The following is a 15,875-nucleotide window of genomic DNA, read 5'->3' on the forward strand; positions in this document are numbered from 1 at the left end:
TCATTGAAAATACTAAGCACCGAATGCGAAAAAATATTTAAGCTGTAGCAATGCTGTTTTAAAAAACATCCACTACGCAGCATCTTCGACGCGGTGATCCATGCGTAGATAATCTTCTGATTGCATCTCAAGCAAGCGTGAGCGGGTACGCTCAATCTCAAACGCTAGCTTTTCCCCTTGATACAAGTCCAAAATCGATTGCTCTGCGCGTACCAACAGTTTTACACGGCGATCATAAAACTCATCGACCAGATAAATAAAACGGCGCGTTGGATCACGCAAATCATCATCTAAAGCGGGTACTGAATCAACTAATACCGTGCTGAATTGTTTTGCAAGTTCAATAAAATCAGATGCCGAGCGCGGTGCCATGCACAGATGTCGAAAATCGCAAAACAAGATATCTTCGGTACGCGCGTTGATTGGGATCTCGCGGCCATTGATAATAATCGGGTCATTGCTGATTTTTTGATTATTAGACAAGCTGGCAAAGCGGTTGGCGAGCCAGTGATGGTTGGCTTTGGTCATTGGTGATTCGTACAACTCTGCTTGCTGAAGCACGCGCAGACGATAATCAACACCGGAGTCGATATTCATCACAGTCGTATGGCTCTCAACCTCTGCAATGGCGGGTAGAAAACGGTCGCGGTGCAAACCATCTTTGTATAAACCAGAAGGCTCGATGTTTGAGGTAGCCACCAAAGTGATACCGCGATTAAACAGCATCGTAAACAAATCACCCAAAATCATCGCATCAGAGACGTTAGACACAAAAAACTCATCAAAACAGATAACGACCGCTTCTTTATAAATAATATCGGCGACTTTTTCGAGTGGATCACTTTCGCCTTGAAGCTTATTCAACTCCTGATGAACACGCTGCATAAAATGATGGAAATGCAGACGCATTTTGCGCTCAATGGTCAATGAATCATAAAACATATCCATCATCCACGTCTTGCCGCGACCGACACCGCCCCACATATATAATCCAGTTGGCGCGGCAGGCTTAGATTTTAAAAACCCAAAGAACCCTTTCTTTTGCGGTGCGCTATTGATGAGCTGATGGTAGATCTCATCAAGATAGCTCATGGCCTGAAATTGCTGCTCATCCCGAGTAAACTCATCGGTACTGACGGCTTTCTCGTAACGTTGCAATGGAGATAAACTCATAATACGACTCATCGTTGGATTAAATAAATATCAAAATATTGGAGTGGCTAAGTGCTACCCTAAAACATAAATTAGCGGTTAAGGTTAAAACTACGTATTACTATGCGTTTCTAATAACTTTTTGAGCTCTGATAATCGACCGTGAAAAAAGTGACCAGCACCATCGACAACGCTTACTGCAATTCCTAAACGATCTGCAAATGCCTGCATATTTTCAGGCGCGATTACTTCATCCGCATTGCCATAAATCTCAAAGGTTTTATCAGCGGGTAAATTGATATCAGTACTGTCATTTTTTTCAACTGAGGGTGCGATAAGCGCGATTTTTGACACGTCAAAATCACCCAATCCCCATATATGCGCGGCTTCAAGTACTTGCTCAGCCACGCGGGCAGTGACATAACCACCAAAAGAAAAACCGCCCAGCCATAGCTTTCGGGCATTGGTTTGTTCAGCAATCCATTGTAGCACGGTCATTGCATCGACCACTTCACCTTCCGCATAATCATGCTCGCCTGTCGATTGGCCAACACCGCGAAAATTAAAGCGCACCACATGCATACCATTGTCACGGGCAAAGCGGTACATAGTCGTGACCACTTTATTGTTCATTGTCCCATCGAACAACGGATTGGGATGACACAGCAGCGCAACGGTATCTGTATTTGGGTCGTTAGGATTGTCATTTTGCCATAGTGCGTCGACCTCGAGCACACCAGCAGGAGCAGGAATCAATTGCATAGTATTACTTATTAATAAAAATGAATGGCTCAATTATCCTAGATATGATTTTTATTTCAAGTGATTTGCTGTGTACGGGTGCGACTTGTTTTATGTTAGGCCAAAGTTGATGCCCAGCAGCTGAGTATATGATTTATTTAAGCACGCTTTTTTTGTCATAAATTGGATAGGTAATACTGCTGTAATACCGCACACAATAAGCGTCTAGACAGGTAATATCTAGATGCGCTACATTCATGAAGCTTTGCCTATCGCTAAGACGTTCTGTTTATATACATTAGGAATTATTTATGAATACCTTTAACAAAACTGCCAGTTTAGGTGCAATATTGGCCAGTGCGCTCGTTTTAAGCGCTTGTCAAAGCACGCCATCATCACCAGTGATTCAACGTGCCAACTCTATTTATGAAACCACAGGAATCGCTGATACCAAAGTCAAAGCGCAGCAAAATGCAATTGATAGTGCGCAAAAAACCTGTCGAAGCAAACAAGTCATTATTGTTGATGACAATGTCAAATATAATGGTATCTTAAATGAACGTACTGGCCGTATGGTTGGGCAAGTGGGTTCCGTGGTCGGCTCAATCTTTGGCACGGGCACGCCAGATTTGTCACGCAATGATGATTATGAATACAAGATCAATTTTCGTTGCCAGTAACTCTCTATCAGCAACTCTCTAAATGAGCGACGCCATTTGCGTTTCTCTAGCATCACCTGACATACTGTGATTGATGGAATAGCCAACAAGCCGCGATATGGATGATATATCAATCAAAGCTTGTTGGCTTTGCTTTTTGTGCGCGCCCTTTTGGGTTAAACTATCCGCTATCGTATTCAGCATATCTTCATCAGTCTTTATATTTTCATTATCTTTGGTCTTATATCATGCGCAAACCTAACCTTTCAAATATCAAACAGGCCAAAGTACTCGCACCTGCCAAAGATTTGGCCACTCTAGAGGCCGAGCTCGCTGAGCAAGAAGACCATTTAGAGGATACGGTCCTACGCCTGAGTGATTACTTATCCGCGGTTGAAATGGTCATCAAACAGACCTTTGACCACCGGGTATGGGTCAAAGCTGAAATCCGTAATCTGTCGAGCAAGGGTGGTCACTATTATTTTGAATTGGCAGAAAAAGACGATGATGGCAAAGTGGTCGCCAGCTGCCGCGGCAACCTTTGGCGCTTTAAAGCGGCTCGTGTATTAGCCAAGTTTGAGCGCGCAACGGGTATGCCGCTTGAGCGTGACTTGACCGTACTCCTTAAAGTATCGGCAGGATTCCATCCCCAGTACGGTTTTTCAATCACGATTGAGGATATCGATCCCAGCTATACCCTAGGCGACTTGGCACGGCAGTATGCAGAAATGGTTGATCGCTTAACAGGCGAAGGGCTATTACACCTCAATCAGCAGCTGCCTACCCCTTTTGATATCGAGCATGTGCTGGTCATCGCGCCTGAAAAGGCGGCTGGATTGGGTGACTTTCAAGCAGATGCGGATCGCTTAGCCAGTACAGGTGCTTGTCATTTCCACTACCATAATGCGACTTTTCAAGGCAATCATGCACCCGCTGAGATACGCCAAGCCATCGTTAGTGCTCAGCAGCAGTTTTATGAAATTTATCAGCGTTTGCCTGATTTATTGGTGATTATTCGCGGCGGCGGTGCGGTTGGTGATTTGGCTTATCTTAATGATTATGAGCTGGCAGCGTTGGTGGCTGAGCAGCCTGTGCCTGTCTGGGTGGGTATCGGTCATGAGCGTGACAAAGTCATCTTAGATGAAGTGGCGCACACCAGCTTTGATACGCCCTCAAAAGTGATTGCCGCTATCCATAGTCATTTAGCCCAGCTCGTCACTCAGACGCTACAATATCAAGCGCAAATCAAACAAGCCGCTCAGCGCCAACTCAATACGGCGGAACAACAAAGCACACGCCAGTTGAGCCAAATACAGTCGCAAACTATTGGGCAACTCACCGCTCTGCGAAAAGACAATGATTATGCGTGGCGCAGCATTCAACAAAGCGCACAGCGTCAAGTAAAGCAAGCCGCTAGACTGACGGCTGAGCGATATACACAAACGCAAACCTCGGCACGTCAACAACTGACGAAAGCCGCGACCAATAGCAAAACTCATCAAGAATCGATTATGCAAAACGTGCAGCAGCAAGTCATACAATCACAGCGTGATAGCGAACATCTACGTGATATTGTGCTATTACATCGCCCGTCTCGCGTGCTCAAACAAGGCTATGCCATGCTCACGGATGCCAAAAACAACCAAACGCTCACGACCAGCACCCAACTGTCTCCTGAGCAAACCGTCAATATCATTTTAAAAGATGGCAATGCAAAAGCGCAGATTATCGATGTCAATATCGACAAGAAAGCGACTGAAACCTCAGACATGCCCATTTAATCATATAATAATATCTAACAACTACTTATCTACTTACCTTTAACAATTAGGAAATTTTATGACCACCCCTACTCGCAGACGCAAAAAAGCCGCCCCAAAAACCTTTAAGGCGGCTTACGATATTTTAAAAACCAATGCGGCCGAATTACAGCAACAAGACGAGCCTGATATTGATAATCTGATGACCACGGTTGAAGAGTCTATTGCGGCTTATCGCGTTTGCGAAACCCGTATTAACGCGGTACAGCAAGCATTGGATGCGGCCTTCGCCGAAGAAAAATCTACTAGCAGCACGGACAGTTAGTTTATTCAGGCTCATCAACTTCAAAGACTTGGCGTAGATAGGCAAGATACGTGTCATTATTGATCATGGTCTTGCCTGGGCTATCAGACAGCTTGGCCACTGGCTGACCATTGCACTCTACTAATTTGAGCACGATATTAATCGGTGTGATGCCCATGTCATTGGTCAAATTGGTGCCAATGCCAAAGCTGGTTCTAATACGATCTTTGAAGTATTGATGCAGCTCCCAAGCCTTTTCTAAATCCAGCCCATCACTGAAAGTCAAAATCTTTGTCTTTGGATCTATTTTTAATTTTTCATAATGTGCCACTGCCTTATCACCCCAGATGTAAGGGTCGCCACTATCGTGACGCAGCCCATCAAAGAGCTTGGCAAAATACAAATCAAAGTCGCGCAAGAACGCATCCATACCAACCACGTCTGTCAATGCAATACCCAAATCACCGCGATATTCATGCACCCATGCTTCAAGCGCTGCCTTTTGTGAATCGCGCAGACGTACATCTAATGCCTGAAATGCCTGCATAAACTCATGTGCCATCGTGCCTATCGGTGTCATGCCAAGCTGCTTTGCCAGATATACATTGGATGTGCCGCCCACGATTTTTGGCGCAGCCTTGTGTAGTGTCTCCACCACATGTGCCTGCCAGCGTTTACTAAAGCGGCGACGCGTCCCAAAGTCAGCGACGATAAACGGCGGCGTATTACGATCTTCTTTTTTCTGCTCTGCCGCATATTGATGCAGCAATGCCACTTTTTCATCAAGGCGGCGCTGTCCTTCTACAATCACGCTATCGTCAGATAACGCATTAAAATAAAGCTCATTGACGATAGCCAATACAAACACCTCAAAGAACATCGCCTGTATCATCGGTCCTTCGATGTCGATAGACAAACGGCCTTTCTCATCGATACTGACGGTAATAAACCGGCGTTTTAACTTAAATAGCTCAAGATAATCCACAAAGTCTGAGCGCATAAAGCGCAAACCACGTAGGTAGTCCAGCTCATCTGGCAAAAAGCGCAGTTCACACAGGCTGTCTAGTTGCTGCTCTAGATCTTTTTTGATATTGGCGAGTGGATAAGCGGTGTCTTTATTATTGCGGCAGCGAAAACGGTAGACCCCATGCGTCTGCGGAAATTGATGCAACATGGCTTGTAACATCGTAAATTTGTACAAATCATTATCAAGCAGTGAGGTAATAATGGGTGAATAAGTAGCAGTCATGCTATGGCCTTAAAAGTGCAGAAATGAGAAACAAGTGTCACCGAATCAACCAAGCGACCTTATGTCTGAATAATAAATAACATCTGGATAATAGACGCCCATAAAGTATGCGTCATCCATAAACCATCCAGTATAACGAAGTTTGGTATTGATGTCAGAGTTCGCATGAGATTGCAGCAAAATTCGTACAACTAGCGAAAATGATCATCGAATATCTAACAGTACATGGTACAAAAAAGACGCTAAGAGTGAACTTAACGTCTTTTTTATTTATTCAAAGGTGGCAATAAAACGACTATGATTTCACCAGTTTTACCAATGGTGCATAGCCCGATTGCGGCATCACATCGACTGGGATGAACTGTAGCGCCCCGCCATTGATACAATAACGCAGCCCGCCACGGTCTTTTGGACCATCAGGAAATACATGACCCAGATGTGAATCTGCTACGCGCGAGCGCACCTCAGTACGTACCATATTGAATGCCGTATCTTGATGCTGAGTAATCACTTGCATATCAATAGGCTTGGTAAAGCTTGGCCAGCCGCACCCTGACTGATATTTATCAGTCGACAAAAACAGCGGCTCACCGCTCACCACGTCGACATAAATCCCTGGTGCAAATAAATCGTCATATTCATGACTAAAAGCACGCTCCGTCCCAGCCTCTTGCGTGATATTGTATTGCGCTTTGGTCAAGGTATTCTTTAGCGCATCTTTGTCAAATTTAGCATAGCGCTTGGGATCTAACGTCTCAGCAATAGTCTCAACTGGCGCAAGCTTGGTGCGAGCTGCCCCTTCAGGCTTATCATCAGCAAGACTCAAATCAATATGACAATAGCCATTTGGATTTTTTGCCAGATAATCCTGATGATACATCTCAGCCAAATAAAAATTATCTAAGGGTTCATTTTCGACCACGACTTTTTGCTCATATTTGCTTTGTACACGCTTGAGCGCAGCATCAATCACCGCTTTGTCTTCTTTGTCAGTGTAATACACACCTGAGCGATACTGCACACCGCGATCATTGCCTTGCTTGTTCAGACTCGTTGGATCAACCACTCGGAAATAGTATTTTAAGATGGTATCGAGGTCTGTTTTGTCGGCATCATAGGTAACTTTTACGGTTTCTGCATGACCTGAGCCACGAATGACTTGCTCATAGCTTGGATTGGCTGTATCGCCATTGGCGTAACCTGATACGGCATCGATGACGCCATCAACGCGCTCCATATAAGCTTCAACACCCCAAAAACAGCCCCCTGCAAGGTAGATTGAGCGGGTGTTGATTGGTTTGCCGGTCTCATTGTAGTACACGCCATCTTTTTGCTTGATGGTTTCGATTTTATTGTTATCTGATGCTTGTGCATTGGCAGGTTTAGCGTTACCTGCTTTGAGCTCAGCGAAGCCATTATCTGCATTTTCGGCAAGTGCGTAGGCTTGCTCTACTGATATATTACCTTTTACCAAGTGTACTAGATTGCCATTTTTATCAAGGATAGCCCAGCTTGGATAAACTTGTACACCAAGCTTATTGATAAGTTCACCTGAAGGGTCAGTCAAGACAGGCAAGTTTGGGTGGTCCGCTTGTACGCCTGCATACCAAGTACTAAACTCACCATCCGCTTTTTCATTCAGGTGACCAGGACTGGCGACAGTCATGACATTCAGCCCTGAAAATTTAGGATCAGTGCGCCATGTCTCAGTCTCCTTTAACGTTCCCAAGCATAACGGGCACCAACTCGCCCAAAATTTTACCAAGGTTGGCTTATTAGGATCAATCACTGCCGCACCTGTGTCGCCTAAGCCGCTCGTTAGCTGCGGCAATGCTTGCATTTGTTTGAGCATGTCGGAAGGCAACATGTCACGAGAGCTTGTGACACCAGTATTTTGACTACCTGATTTGGTACTACTGCTTGCGCTGCTTTCTGCATTACTCATCTGGCCACAGGCGACTAATATGCCTGCACTTAGCACTGTTGTCATGCTAAAGGCGCTAACATTTTTTAGCCAGCTTGGTGAGCGAGGTTTCTTAATTTCTTCATGATTACTATTTTTTTGATTGTTTTTATATGACATGACATGTCCTTGTTACGAATGGTGCGAGTTTTGGCAACCATGAGCGATAAATAGCTCAAAATTCTATTATGAGGGAACTCAAGTTAAAGAGATAAGACTTTGAAAAATGGTGGAGAGACAGTGATTCTGATGGTTGAGACGCATTAGTTCATCTTAATAGTATACAACGCTACTGGAGCCTACTTTAATAGTAAGCTGTTGATAGCTACACTTATTTAACAGGATAGTAAGAGTGCTGATAGAGAAGTATCTGACACCCTCATCAATCCCAATTAAGCTTTGGCACGCATAAACTGCTCGACATAATCATCAGCAGGATTGTGTCTTAAGTCGCTTGGTGTTCCTGTCTGTACTAAGCGTCCGCCATTTAAAATACTGATGCGCTGACCAACTTTAATAGCCTCATCGATATCATGGGTGATAAAAACGATGGTTTTGTTCAGGCGCTCTTGTAGTTCTAATAATTGATCTTGCAACTGCGCGCGAATAAGCGGATCAAGCGCAGAGAATGCCTCATCCATCAATAAGATGGGATTGTCCGTTGCTAGCGCACGAGCCAGCCCAACTCGCTGCTGCATACCGCCAGATAACTCATCAGGGTAGCTGTGCTCTAGGTTGGTCAGCCCTACTTCATTGAGCCAATAACGCGCGATCTCATGACGCTCGCTCACACTCATTTTACGGACACGCAGACCATAAGCGACGTTTTGAATCACAGTCATGTGCGGAACTAAGCCGAAATGCTGAAAAACCATGCTGACCGTTTGCTGGCGGTAGTGCTGCAATTGTTTATCATTAAGTTCTAAAATATTGATAGCGTTAGATGAGCTTTCGTCTACTGGCGCAGTGTTTGCCTGAGTATTATCCTTGGCATGCGTTTTGGTATTGACCGTCGTGTTAACCCATATCTCCCCGCTGGTTGGATCAATCAATCGATTGAGATGACGTATCAAGGTCGACTTGCCAGAGCCTGACAACCCCATGATGCAATGTAGCTCGCCTGCCTTGATATTCAAGTTGATATCGTAGAGCCCCACCGAGTAGCCAGTTTGTTCTTTAACTGCAACGCTATCCATACCCTCAGCCAGTAACGCCATTGCAGACTGGGCTTGCGTGCTATTGGCATTATAGATTTTACTGATATTTTTTAGCTGGATATGATTCATCGTGACTCTCGCTATTTGCTTGATTTTTATGCTGGCTTTACTCATTGACTATTGGACAAGTTTCTACCCAATCGGACGCCTGCCTGCTTTGATCGTTTTTTGACGAGCACGCTTTCCTTGACCAAAGGCTTGAGTAATGCGGTCAATGATAATGGCAACGATAACGATCGCCATACCCGCTTGTAAGCCTTGCCCGATATTAAGCGTTTGGATAGATTGCAATACATCTTCACCAAGGCCTGGGGCACCAATCATCGACGCCAGCACCACCATCGCAAGTGACATCATGACCGCCTGATTAATACCTGCCATAATACTGGGCAGTGCTTGTGGCAGCTTGATCCAAATGAGTAGCTGCAAATGCGTACTACCAAAAGAGCGTCCTGCCTCGACCATTTCATGATTCACTTGGGTAACACCCAACGTTGTCAGGCGAATCAGTGGTGGCAGCGCGTAAATAACCGTTGCAAAAAGTGCAGGCACTTTACCAATACCAAACAGCATCAGTACCGGTATGAGATACACAAAGCTTGGCATCGTCTGCATCACATCGAGTACTGGCGTCACAATCTTGCGCAGCAGCTTGCTACCCGACATGGCAATACCGATAGGAATACCAATCACCACCGTGACCAATACTGACACGATGAGTAACGCTAAGGTATCAATCAGCGCGCCCCATAACCCAAAAGCACCAATCAAAAATAGCCCCGCGCCGCATGCCAACGCAAACCAAATCTTGCGTACACCAAACCACGCCAATACAGCCACCAAGGCGATAATCAGCCAAGGCGGAATAATCGTTAATAATCGCTCAATGGGTAAGAGCAAGTACGTAAGTGTCACCGTGCTAATAGTGCGAAATACGTCTCCGTAGTTTTGGACGACGCTTGATAAGGCATTGTTGAGCGGGGTCTCAAGCGACCATGATGGAAAACTGGATGATAATACCGACTGATCCAGAGTAGAAGCAGTATCATCAATCGAGGTGGTACCGTCCAAACTGACACCTAGCTTAGTCGCAAGATTGGTAGCAGCTTCCTCAGACAACCAACCGCGCCAAACGTCTGGGTTATCACGCAAAAACACCAACGCCTGCTCATCGCCACTACGCTTACTCTCACTCATCTCCAAGATAGCGCCGTTCAGCTCATCGGAGGTGAACTGAACACGCTTAAACACCTCTGCAAGCTCAGGATTGGTGTCGATAAATGGGGTCGATGCTGCAATACCAAGAGGCGATACTGGAAAACCAGATACACAATCGGAAGTACCATCAGCGAGTAATAGGTCTTGCCAGCAGGCATCTTTGTGATCTGGGAACTCCAAAGCAGCAAAGTCATACTTTGCCATTAGGCCCGTAGGCTGCCAGTAGTAAAACAATAGCGGCTTGTGCTGTTCAAAAGCAGAGGCGATTTCAGCATCGAGCGCAGCGCCCGTACCGGGATGAGCATTATTAAAAATACTATCAAGCCCCGTATTTTTTAGAAGGCGCGTATTAAAAATCTCACAGGTCCAGCCAGAAGGACAGTTCATAAAGCGAGATTTGCTCGGATCTTCAGGGTCTTTGAATAGATCAGCATATTTGGGCAGGTCTTGATAACGACGTAGCCCTGGGTTTTCTTCTAATACATATTTTGGGACATACCACCCTTGGGTTGCGCCGCCTTTGAGTGTATCGCCAATGACAGCCACTTTGTTCTGCTCGATGGCATTTTCCATGATTGGTGAGCGTCCAATCCACTGCTCACCGATGATCTGAATATCGTTTTGAGACAATGCGGTCTCAAGCGCAGGTCCTGCTCCTGGCACTTCTTCTACCGTACAACCGTAACCCTCTTCAGCAATATATTTAAGCACCCCAGAGGTAAACTGTCCGCTCTCCCACGTCAGTGCGCCAAACTTGATCGGTGACTCACAAGCTGCGGATGCTGATAAAGGCAGCAACAACGCGCTCATACACAGTAAGCTTAATGCAATCCATTGGCGCATGCTTTGTCCTATTTATTGTTTTGTACTGGCATGAAAGAAGTATCACAACCACAGAGCATCACGATGCCATATTGACTCACAACATCTATGAATCATTCACTGTTGTTTAGACTTACTACAAAGTGTAGCGACTTATAGGAGTAATAACAAATGCTTATTTGTCGATTGCTGAGATGGTTAAACCTCATGCCATGCAGATATAAACGCTATCATTGATAACGCTTTTCCCAATGCTAACCTTTGATTTTTTGACAAAAAAATAGCACCTATTTTGATAGATGCTATAGATATAGGTATCGAATGAAGAGAGTTCAAAATCAATTTTTGAATAACTCCCATAGAGCAATTATTTCAAAAACAATGCCATCGCCTTTTTAAACAGTCCACCATAAGGCGGCAATAAGAAATTGAGACCATTTAGCTTGGTCTGTACAAAGATAGGTTTCATATGGCTCAAGCGCTCAAAGCCCGCTTTGCCATGGTATGCGCCTGTACCAGAGTCACCGACCCCACCAAACGGTAAGTCATGCTGGGCGACATGCATGATCACTTCATTGATACATAGACCCCCAGAGACGGTATTGTTACGCACGTTTTCGATGCTGCTATAGTTGTCACTAAAGACATACAGCGCTAATGGACGTGGACGCGCGTTGACGAAAGAAATCGCATCATCCAATGTCTCATAATGCATCAGCGGCAAAATCGGAGCAAAAATCTCATTTTGCATCAGATCGCTATCAGGCGCAGGCTCGCTCACAATCACAGGTGGCATCAAGCGCGTTTCGATATTGGGCTCAACTGCAGTAAGTGCGTGTATCTCAACACCTGTTAGCGCGTCTAGGTAACCCTTGACCCGTTTAAACTGCTCACCATTGATAATGCGTGAATAGTCTGGATTGTTTTCGATATTGGGATAATGCTTGGCCATCCACTCTTTTGCCAAATGGATAAACTGGTCATGATATTGACGCTGAATCAATACATAATCTGGGGCAATACACGTCTGACCTGCATTTAGTGTTTTACCCATCATGACACGGTTGACCACCGACTCTAGATTGGCATCATCCAATACAATCACTGGTGACTTACCGCCAAGCTCAAGCGTCACTGGTGTCAAGTTAGGCGCGGCGGCAGCCATTACCTTTTTGCCGACCGCAGTCGACCCAGTATAGAGTAGATGGTCAAAAGGTAATTCGCTAAAGGCGGCCGCAATATCAACCTCGCCCAGTACCACGCAGATCATATCGGGCGAAAAATAACGAGAAATGGCATCAGCAAATGTCTGAGCAAACTGCGGCGCAGCTTCGCTCATTTTGACCATGACCCGGTTGCCTGCGACAAGCGCATCAATCATCGGTCCGATTGCCAAAAATAAAGGATAATTCCAAGGCACCATGATACCGACCACCCCCAATGGCTGCGGCTGAATCTCGTTGTGAGCGGGCATATATATGGGTGAAATAGGCGCACGATACGTTTTCATCCATTTTTTACCGTGCTTTTTGGCATGACTGATACCTGTGAAGCTTGGAAACAACTCAGCAAACTGAGTCTCTGATTGGCTACGATAGCCAAAGTCTGCGCTGATTGCTTTTGCAAAGCTTTCTTGATTGTCGCTCAACATCACTTCTAAATTATCTAGCTGGGTCTCACGAGTGCCCCAGTCATTGATCGGCCGCGTACGGCTTAGCATTTGTAAGCGCGCAAATTGCGCTTTCATCTCATCGATGGTTTTTGCGGTACTCAGTGCTTCAGGCATACGCTGCAGCGCAAAACTTGCATCGGTTGGTGCCTGCTCATGGACGTGTTGGTTGCTATCTGTCATTTATCTTCCTTGTCGTGCTCATATGATGTCACATGCTCAATATGTTTATTGAATTATGGTGTTACTTTGTTAGTCAGACGCGCGCATCCGTTATATGCCCTGACCGTACATTTTATTCGGTTTTGCTTATCAAACTTTAATGTAGCGCATTGACTGCGCAATGAACAGCTTCTTTGGTTGACTAGTGCGTCTGTACTAGTGTTGTCTACCTATCAGCTAACCCAATGATATATAAATATTTTTATGAATCCTTCATGACTTTCACCCTTAGTATTTAACTGTCTTTTAGACTGCGTGATAGCATATAATCTTTGAGCGATACCTGTCAAAACTGCTACACTAGCCATCGGCATTATATATATTTAAACCAGACAATAATAAGACAGACACGCTCATGCAAAACGACACACAACCGCTCAATGACATGCTGATCAGTAAATCTCTGTCAGCAGCCGATTATGTTCCCACTCTCGATGCCATGCTGTCACGTACTCTCGAACGTATTGATCTAAAAAAACAGCAAGGACTGCGCACGCCTGATGAGTTATGGATCGTTGATCACAACGATGTTTATACGCTTGGACAAGCAGGCAAAGAAGAACACATATTGCAGCGCACCGACACGCCTATCATCAAGACCGACCGCGGTGGTCAGGTAACTTGGCACGGTCACGGACAGCTGGTACTTTACTGGTTGTTTGACTTAAACAGTTTGGGCTGGAGTGTACGCCATCTGGTCTCCCATGCTGAACAAGCGATAGAAGACGTCGTTAATGACTGTCTGCATAGCTCGCCATCTAGTCGTGACAATATCAGTGCCCACGCCCGCCGTGATGCACCTGGCGTTTATATGTATTCTGACCCCACTGTAGCGGATGACAGTAGCAATGCTAATAACAACTCGCTAGATGACAAATCTCTTGATAATAAGATTATGCTTGGAAAAATAGCGTCGTTGGGCTTCAAGATTAAGCATGGTTTTAGCTATCATGGTATCGCAATTAACTTAGACTGTGATTTGTCAGCATTTAATGCTATCAATCCTTGCGGTTATGCGGGGATGCAGATGTTGCGCTTGTCTGATTTTGTGGCCATGCAGACAGATTCAGAGCAAAAAGAGTCAGAAACACAAACGACTCAACAAATCAGCGACACATTAAACTACAAGATAGTTACTCAAAAACTTATCGACAATATCGCCAAGCGTCATGCTGGACTGATTGAATTACGAGCAATAGCGCCAAAGTGAGTTTTGAGTCCATTTTTGCATAATCTTTTTTTGCATAATATCTTGCACGCTTAGACTTAAGCATTAAGAGAAAATTTAGACCAAACTTGTTATAATCGCACCCAGTACAAATCGGGTGCGGTAAAAATTTTGCAGTATCCCTAGCTAAATCAATCATTCAAACCTCTAAAACAAAAGCAAATTGGAGTATTTCATGGCAGATTTTAATAAAATTTTGGACGCAGGCGACGTAGACGGCGGTATCATCAACGTAGTCGTAGAGATCCCAGCTGGTAGCAGCCATAAAATTGAGTGGAATCGCGACTTGGCCGTATTTGAGCTTGATCGTATTGATCCACAGATTTTTGCTAAGCCATGTAACTATGGTTTCATCCCGCAAACGCTTGACGAAGATGGTGATGAGCTAGATGCATTGATTTTGACTGAACAGCCACTACCGACTGGCATCTTTTTAAAGGCCAAAGTCATCGGTGTCATGAAGTTTGTTGATGATGGCGAAGTCGATGACAAAATCGTTGTCGTCCCTGCTGACGACCGTGACACAGGTAATGCTTACAACAGCCTAGAAGACCTACCAAAGCAGTTAATCAACCAACTAGAGTTCCATTTCAGCCACTATAAAGACCTGAAAAAAGCGGGCACTACTGTGGTTGAATCTTGGGGTGATGTTGCGCAAGCGAAAGAGGTCATCAAAGAATCTATCCAACGCTGGAAAGACCTATAATTTATTAAAATTGGCATAAATGCTAATCATAGATAAATACCAAAATACCGCGATCGCAATGTGATCGCGGTATTTTTTTGCTTGAATACTCTGTGTGTAACTTGAATACTCTATATGTAAAATGGTTATAATAAACGCGACTACTCATTCACACGCATACGCCGTAATAAGGACAGCCATGTTTAACCCCGACCCTAGCAAAAAGCCGGTCAGTACAAAGTTGCCAAAAGACATCATTATGATGGTCGAAAAAAACAACTTGGTGATGGCCATCAAAACGTTGGCGGCAGACGAAAACATCAGTATGGATGAAGCCAAAACTAGGATTGATGCCTATGAGACAGCACTCAAAGTAAAACAACAGCAAAAGCTCAATACCATCGCCAGCAAACAAGGTATCCCCAATCAGGCCATTAGTTTCGATAGAGAGCAAGAGGTCGAAGATGAGCCTGGTCCATTGGTAAAAAATCGTGTCAAATCTACTCAGCCAGGGCAAGGGTTTAAAAGCTTACAAGCGGGTGTCGACAGTCAACTCAATGACTTGGGCTATAAAAAACCTTTACTCCCTTATTGGCTAAAACGATTGCTTGTCATCGCGGTATTGATGATAGGTATATTTTGGATATTGTGGCGAGTGTTTGGTTGAATAAAGTACTAAATTGCGATACTTTTTATAGAACCGTTTATCGCTGATACTGTAGCCTGCGAGTATTGTTACTCACAGGCTGGACAATAGAAAAGCCAAGCAAGGTCTGCTGGTTTCACTAGTCTGTTATAAGTGGTTCCATTATAGCAGTCTATTTTAAGTGGTCTATTAATTGATTAAGAGGTCTGTTTTGCTAGTTCCCTTGGGGTATAGCTTTTGAAACCATTTTTCTTTATATTGTCACTTAGACAGGCTGGGCATTTGATGTATAGTGTTATTTGCATTTCACTATTTATCAATTTCTCAGCCTGTTTTTTTC

The 15,875-nt window shown here is 44.6% G+C and carries 13 protein-coding genes and 1 pseudogene; 6 read left to right on the forward strand and 8 right to left on the reverse strand.

What is annotated here, in order from left to right:
- Positions 1 to 72: 72 nt before the first annotated feature.
- Both zapE and B3V51_RS06820 read right to left on the reverse strand, forming a co-directional pair.
- The gene (gene zapE, locus B3V51_RS06815) at positions 73 to 1,173 is read right to left on the reverse strand and encodes a cell division protein ZapE (protein WP_071001379.1); all 1,101 of its coding nucleotides are present in this window, start codon (positions 1,171 to 1,173) and stop codon (positions 73 to 75) included.
- A 90-nt stretch (positions 1,174 to 1,263) separates the two neighbouring features.
- Positions 1,264 to 1,914 carry an alpha/beta hydrolase gene (locus tag B3V51_RS06820; RefSeq protein WP_071001378.1) on the reverse strand — a complete coding sequence of 217 codons (651 nt, stop codon included), beginning with the start codon at positions 1,912 to 1,914 and terminating at the stop codon, positions 1,264 to 1,266.
- Positions 1,915 to 2,204: 290 nt separating this feature from the next.
- On the opposite strand from B3V51_RS06820, the gene B3V51_RS06825 reads away from it, so the two are divergent.
- The 3 genes from B3V51_RS06825 to xseB all read left to right on the forward strand — a co-directional run bounded on the left by B3V51_RS06825 (position 2,205) and on the right by xseB (position 4,637).
- Positions 2,205 to 2,573, forward strand: a complete 369-nt coding sequence (locus B3V51_RS06825; protein ID WP_071001377.1) for a hypothetical protein — start codon at positions 2,205 to 2,207, stop codon at positions 2,571 to 2,573.
- A 227-nt stretch (positions 2,574 to 2,800) separates the two neighbouring features.
- Positions 2,801 to 4,333, forward strand: a complete 1,533-nt coding sequence (gene xseA / locus B3V51_RS06830; protein ID WP_071003576.1) for an exodeoxyribonuclease VII large subunit — start codon at positions 2,801 to 2,803, stop codon at positions 4,331 to 4,333.
- Between the two features lie 58 nt (positions 4,334 to 4,391).
- Positions 4,392 to 4,637: an exodeoxyribonuclease VII small subunit gene (gene xseB / locus B3V51_RS06835; RefSeq protein ID WP_071001376.1), complete on the forward strand. Its 246-nt coding sequence runs from the start codon at positions 4,392 to 4,394 to the stop codon at positions 4,635 to 4,637.
- Position 4,638: 1 nt separating this feature from the next.
- On the opposite strand, the gene pncB is transcribed toward xseB, so the two are convergent.
- The 5 genes from pncB to B3V51_RS06860 all read right to left on the reverse strand — a co-directional run bounded on the left by pncB (position 4,639) and on the right by B3V51_RS06860 (position 12,937).
- Positions 4,639 to 5,865 carry a nicotinate phosphoribosyltransferase gene (gene pncB / locus B3V51_RS06840; RefSeq protein WP_058024972.1) on the reverse strand — a complete coding sequence of 409 codons (1,227 nt, stop codon included), beginning with the start codon at positions 5,863 to 5,865 and terminating at the stop codon, positions 4,639 to 4,641.
- A 295-nt stretch (positions 5,866 to 6,160) separates the two neighbouring features.
- Positions 6,161 to 7,906 carry a bifunctional peptide-methionine (S)-S-oxide reductase MsrA/peptide-methionine (R)-S-oxide reductase MsrB gene (gene msrAB / locus B3V51_RS06845; RefSeq protein ID WP_414706371.1) on the reverse strand — a complete coding sequence of 582 codons (1,746 nt, stop codon included), beginning with the start codon at positions 7,904 to 7,906 and terminating at the stop codon, positions 6,161 to 6,163.
- Between the two features lie 314 nt (positions 7,907 to 8,220).
- A complete protein-coding gene (locus B3V51_RS06850) occupies positions 8,221 to 9,114 on the reverse strand; it encodes an ATP-binding cassette domain-containing protein (protein ID WP_071001373.1) in 894 nt (297 codons plus the stop codon).
- Positions 9,115 to 9,177: 63 nt separating this feature from the next.
- Positions 9,178 to 11,106: a glycine betaine ABC transporter substrate-binding protein gene (locus tag B3V51_RS06855; RefSeq protein ID WP_223332959.1), complete on the reverse strand. Its 1,929-nt coding sequence runs from the start codon at positions 11,104 to 11,106 to the stop codon at positions 9,178 to 9,180.
- Positions 11,107 to 11,452: 346 nt separating this feature from the next.
- Entirely contained in the window at positions 11,453 to 12,937 is a 1,485-nt protein-coding gene (locus tag B3V51_RS06860) for a coniferyl aldehyde dehydrogenase (protein WP_397467064.1), read from the reverse strand.
- 394 nt (positions 12,938 to 13,331) lie between these two features.
- Here B3V51_RS06860 and lipB point away from each other — a divergent pair, with 394 nt between their 5' ends.
- From lipB to B3V51_RS06875, 3 genes are all read left to right on the forward strand, one after another.
- Positions 13,332 to 14,186 carry a lipoyl(octanoyl) transferase LipB gene (lipB, locus tag B3V51_RS06865; protein WP_223332961.1) on the forward strand — a complete coding sequence of 285 codons (855 nt, stop codon included), beginning with the start codon at positions 13,332 to 13,334 and terminating at the stop codon, positions 14,184 to 14,186.
- 193 nt (positions 14,187 to 14,379) lie between these two features.
- Positions 14,380 to 14,910: an inorganic diphosphatase gene (locus tag B3V51_RS06870; RefSeq protein WP_223332963.1), complete on the forward strand. Its 531-nt coding sequence runs from the start codon at positions 14,380 to 14,382 to the stop codon at positions 14,908 to 14,910.
- 178 nt (positions 14,911 to 15,088) lie between these two features.
- Positions 15,089 to 15,556 carry a hypothetical protein gene (locus B3V51_RS06875; protein WP_223332964.1) on the forward strand — a complete coding sequence of 156 codons (468 nt, stop codon included), beginning with the start codon at positions 15,089 to 15,091 and terminating at the stop codon, positions 15,554 to 15,556.
- 209 nt (positions 15,557 to 15,765) lie between these two features.
- Here the strand turns inward: B3V51_RS06875 and B3V51_RS06880 are convergent.
- Positions 15,766 to 15,840, reverse strand: a pseudogene (locus tag B3V51_RS06880) (IS1 family transposase); the annotation flags it as partial.
- Positions 15,841 to 15,875 lie beyond the last annotated feature (35 nt).

The sequence above is a fragment of the Psychrobacter sp. UBA2514 genome (assembly GCF_002341255.1).
Taxonomy (GTDB): domain Bacteria; phylum Pseudomonadota; class Gammaproteobacteria; order Pseudomonadales; family Moraxellaceae; genus Psychrobacter; species Psychrobacter pacificensis.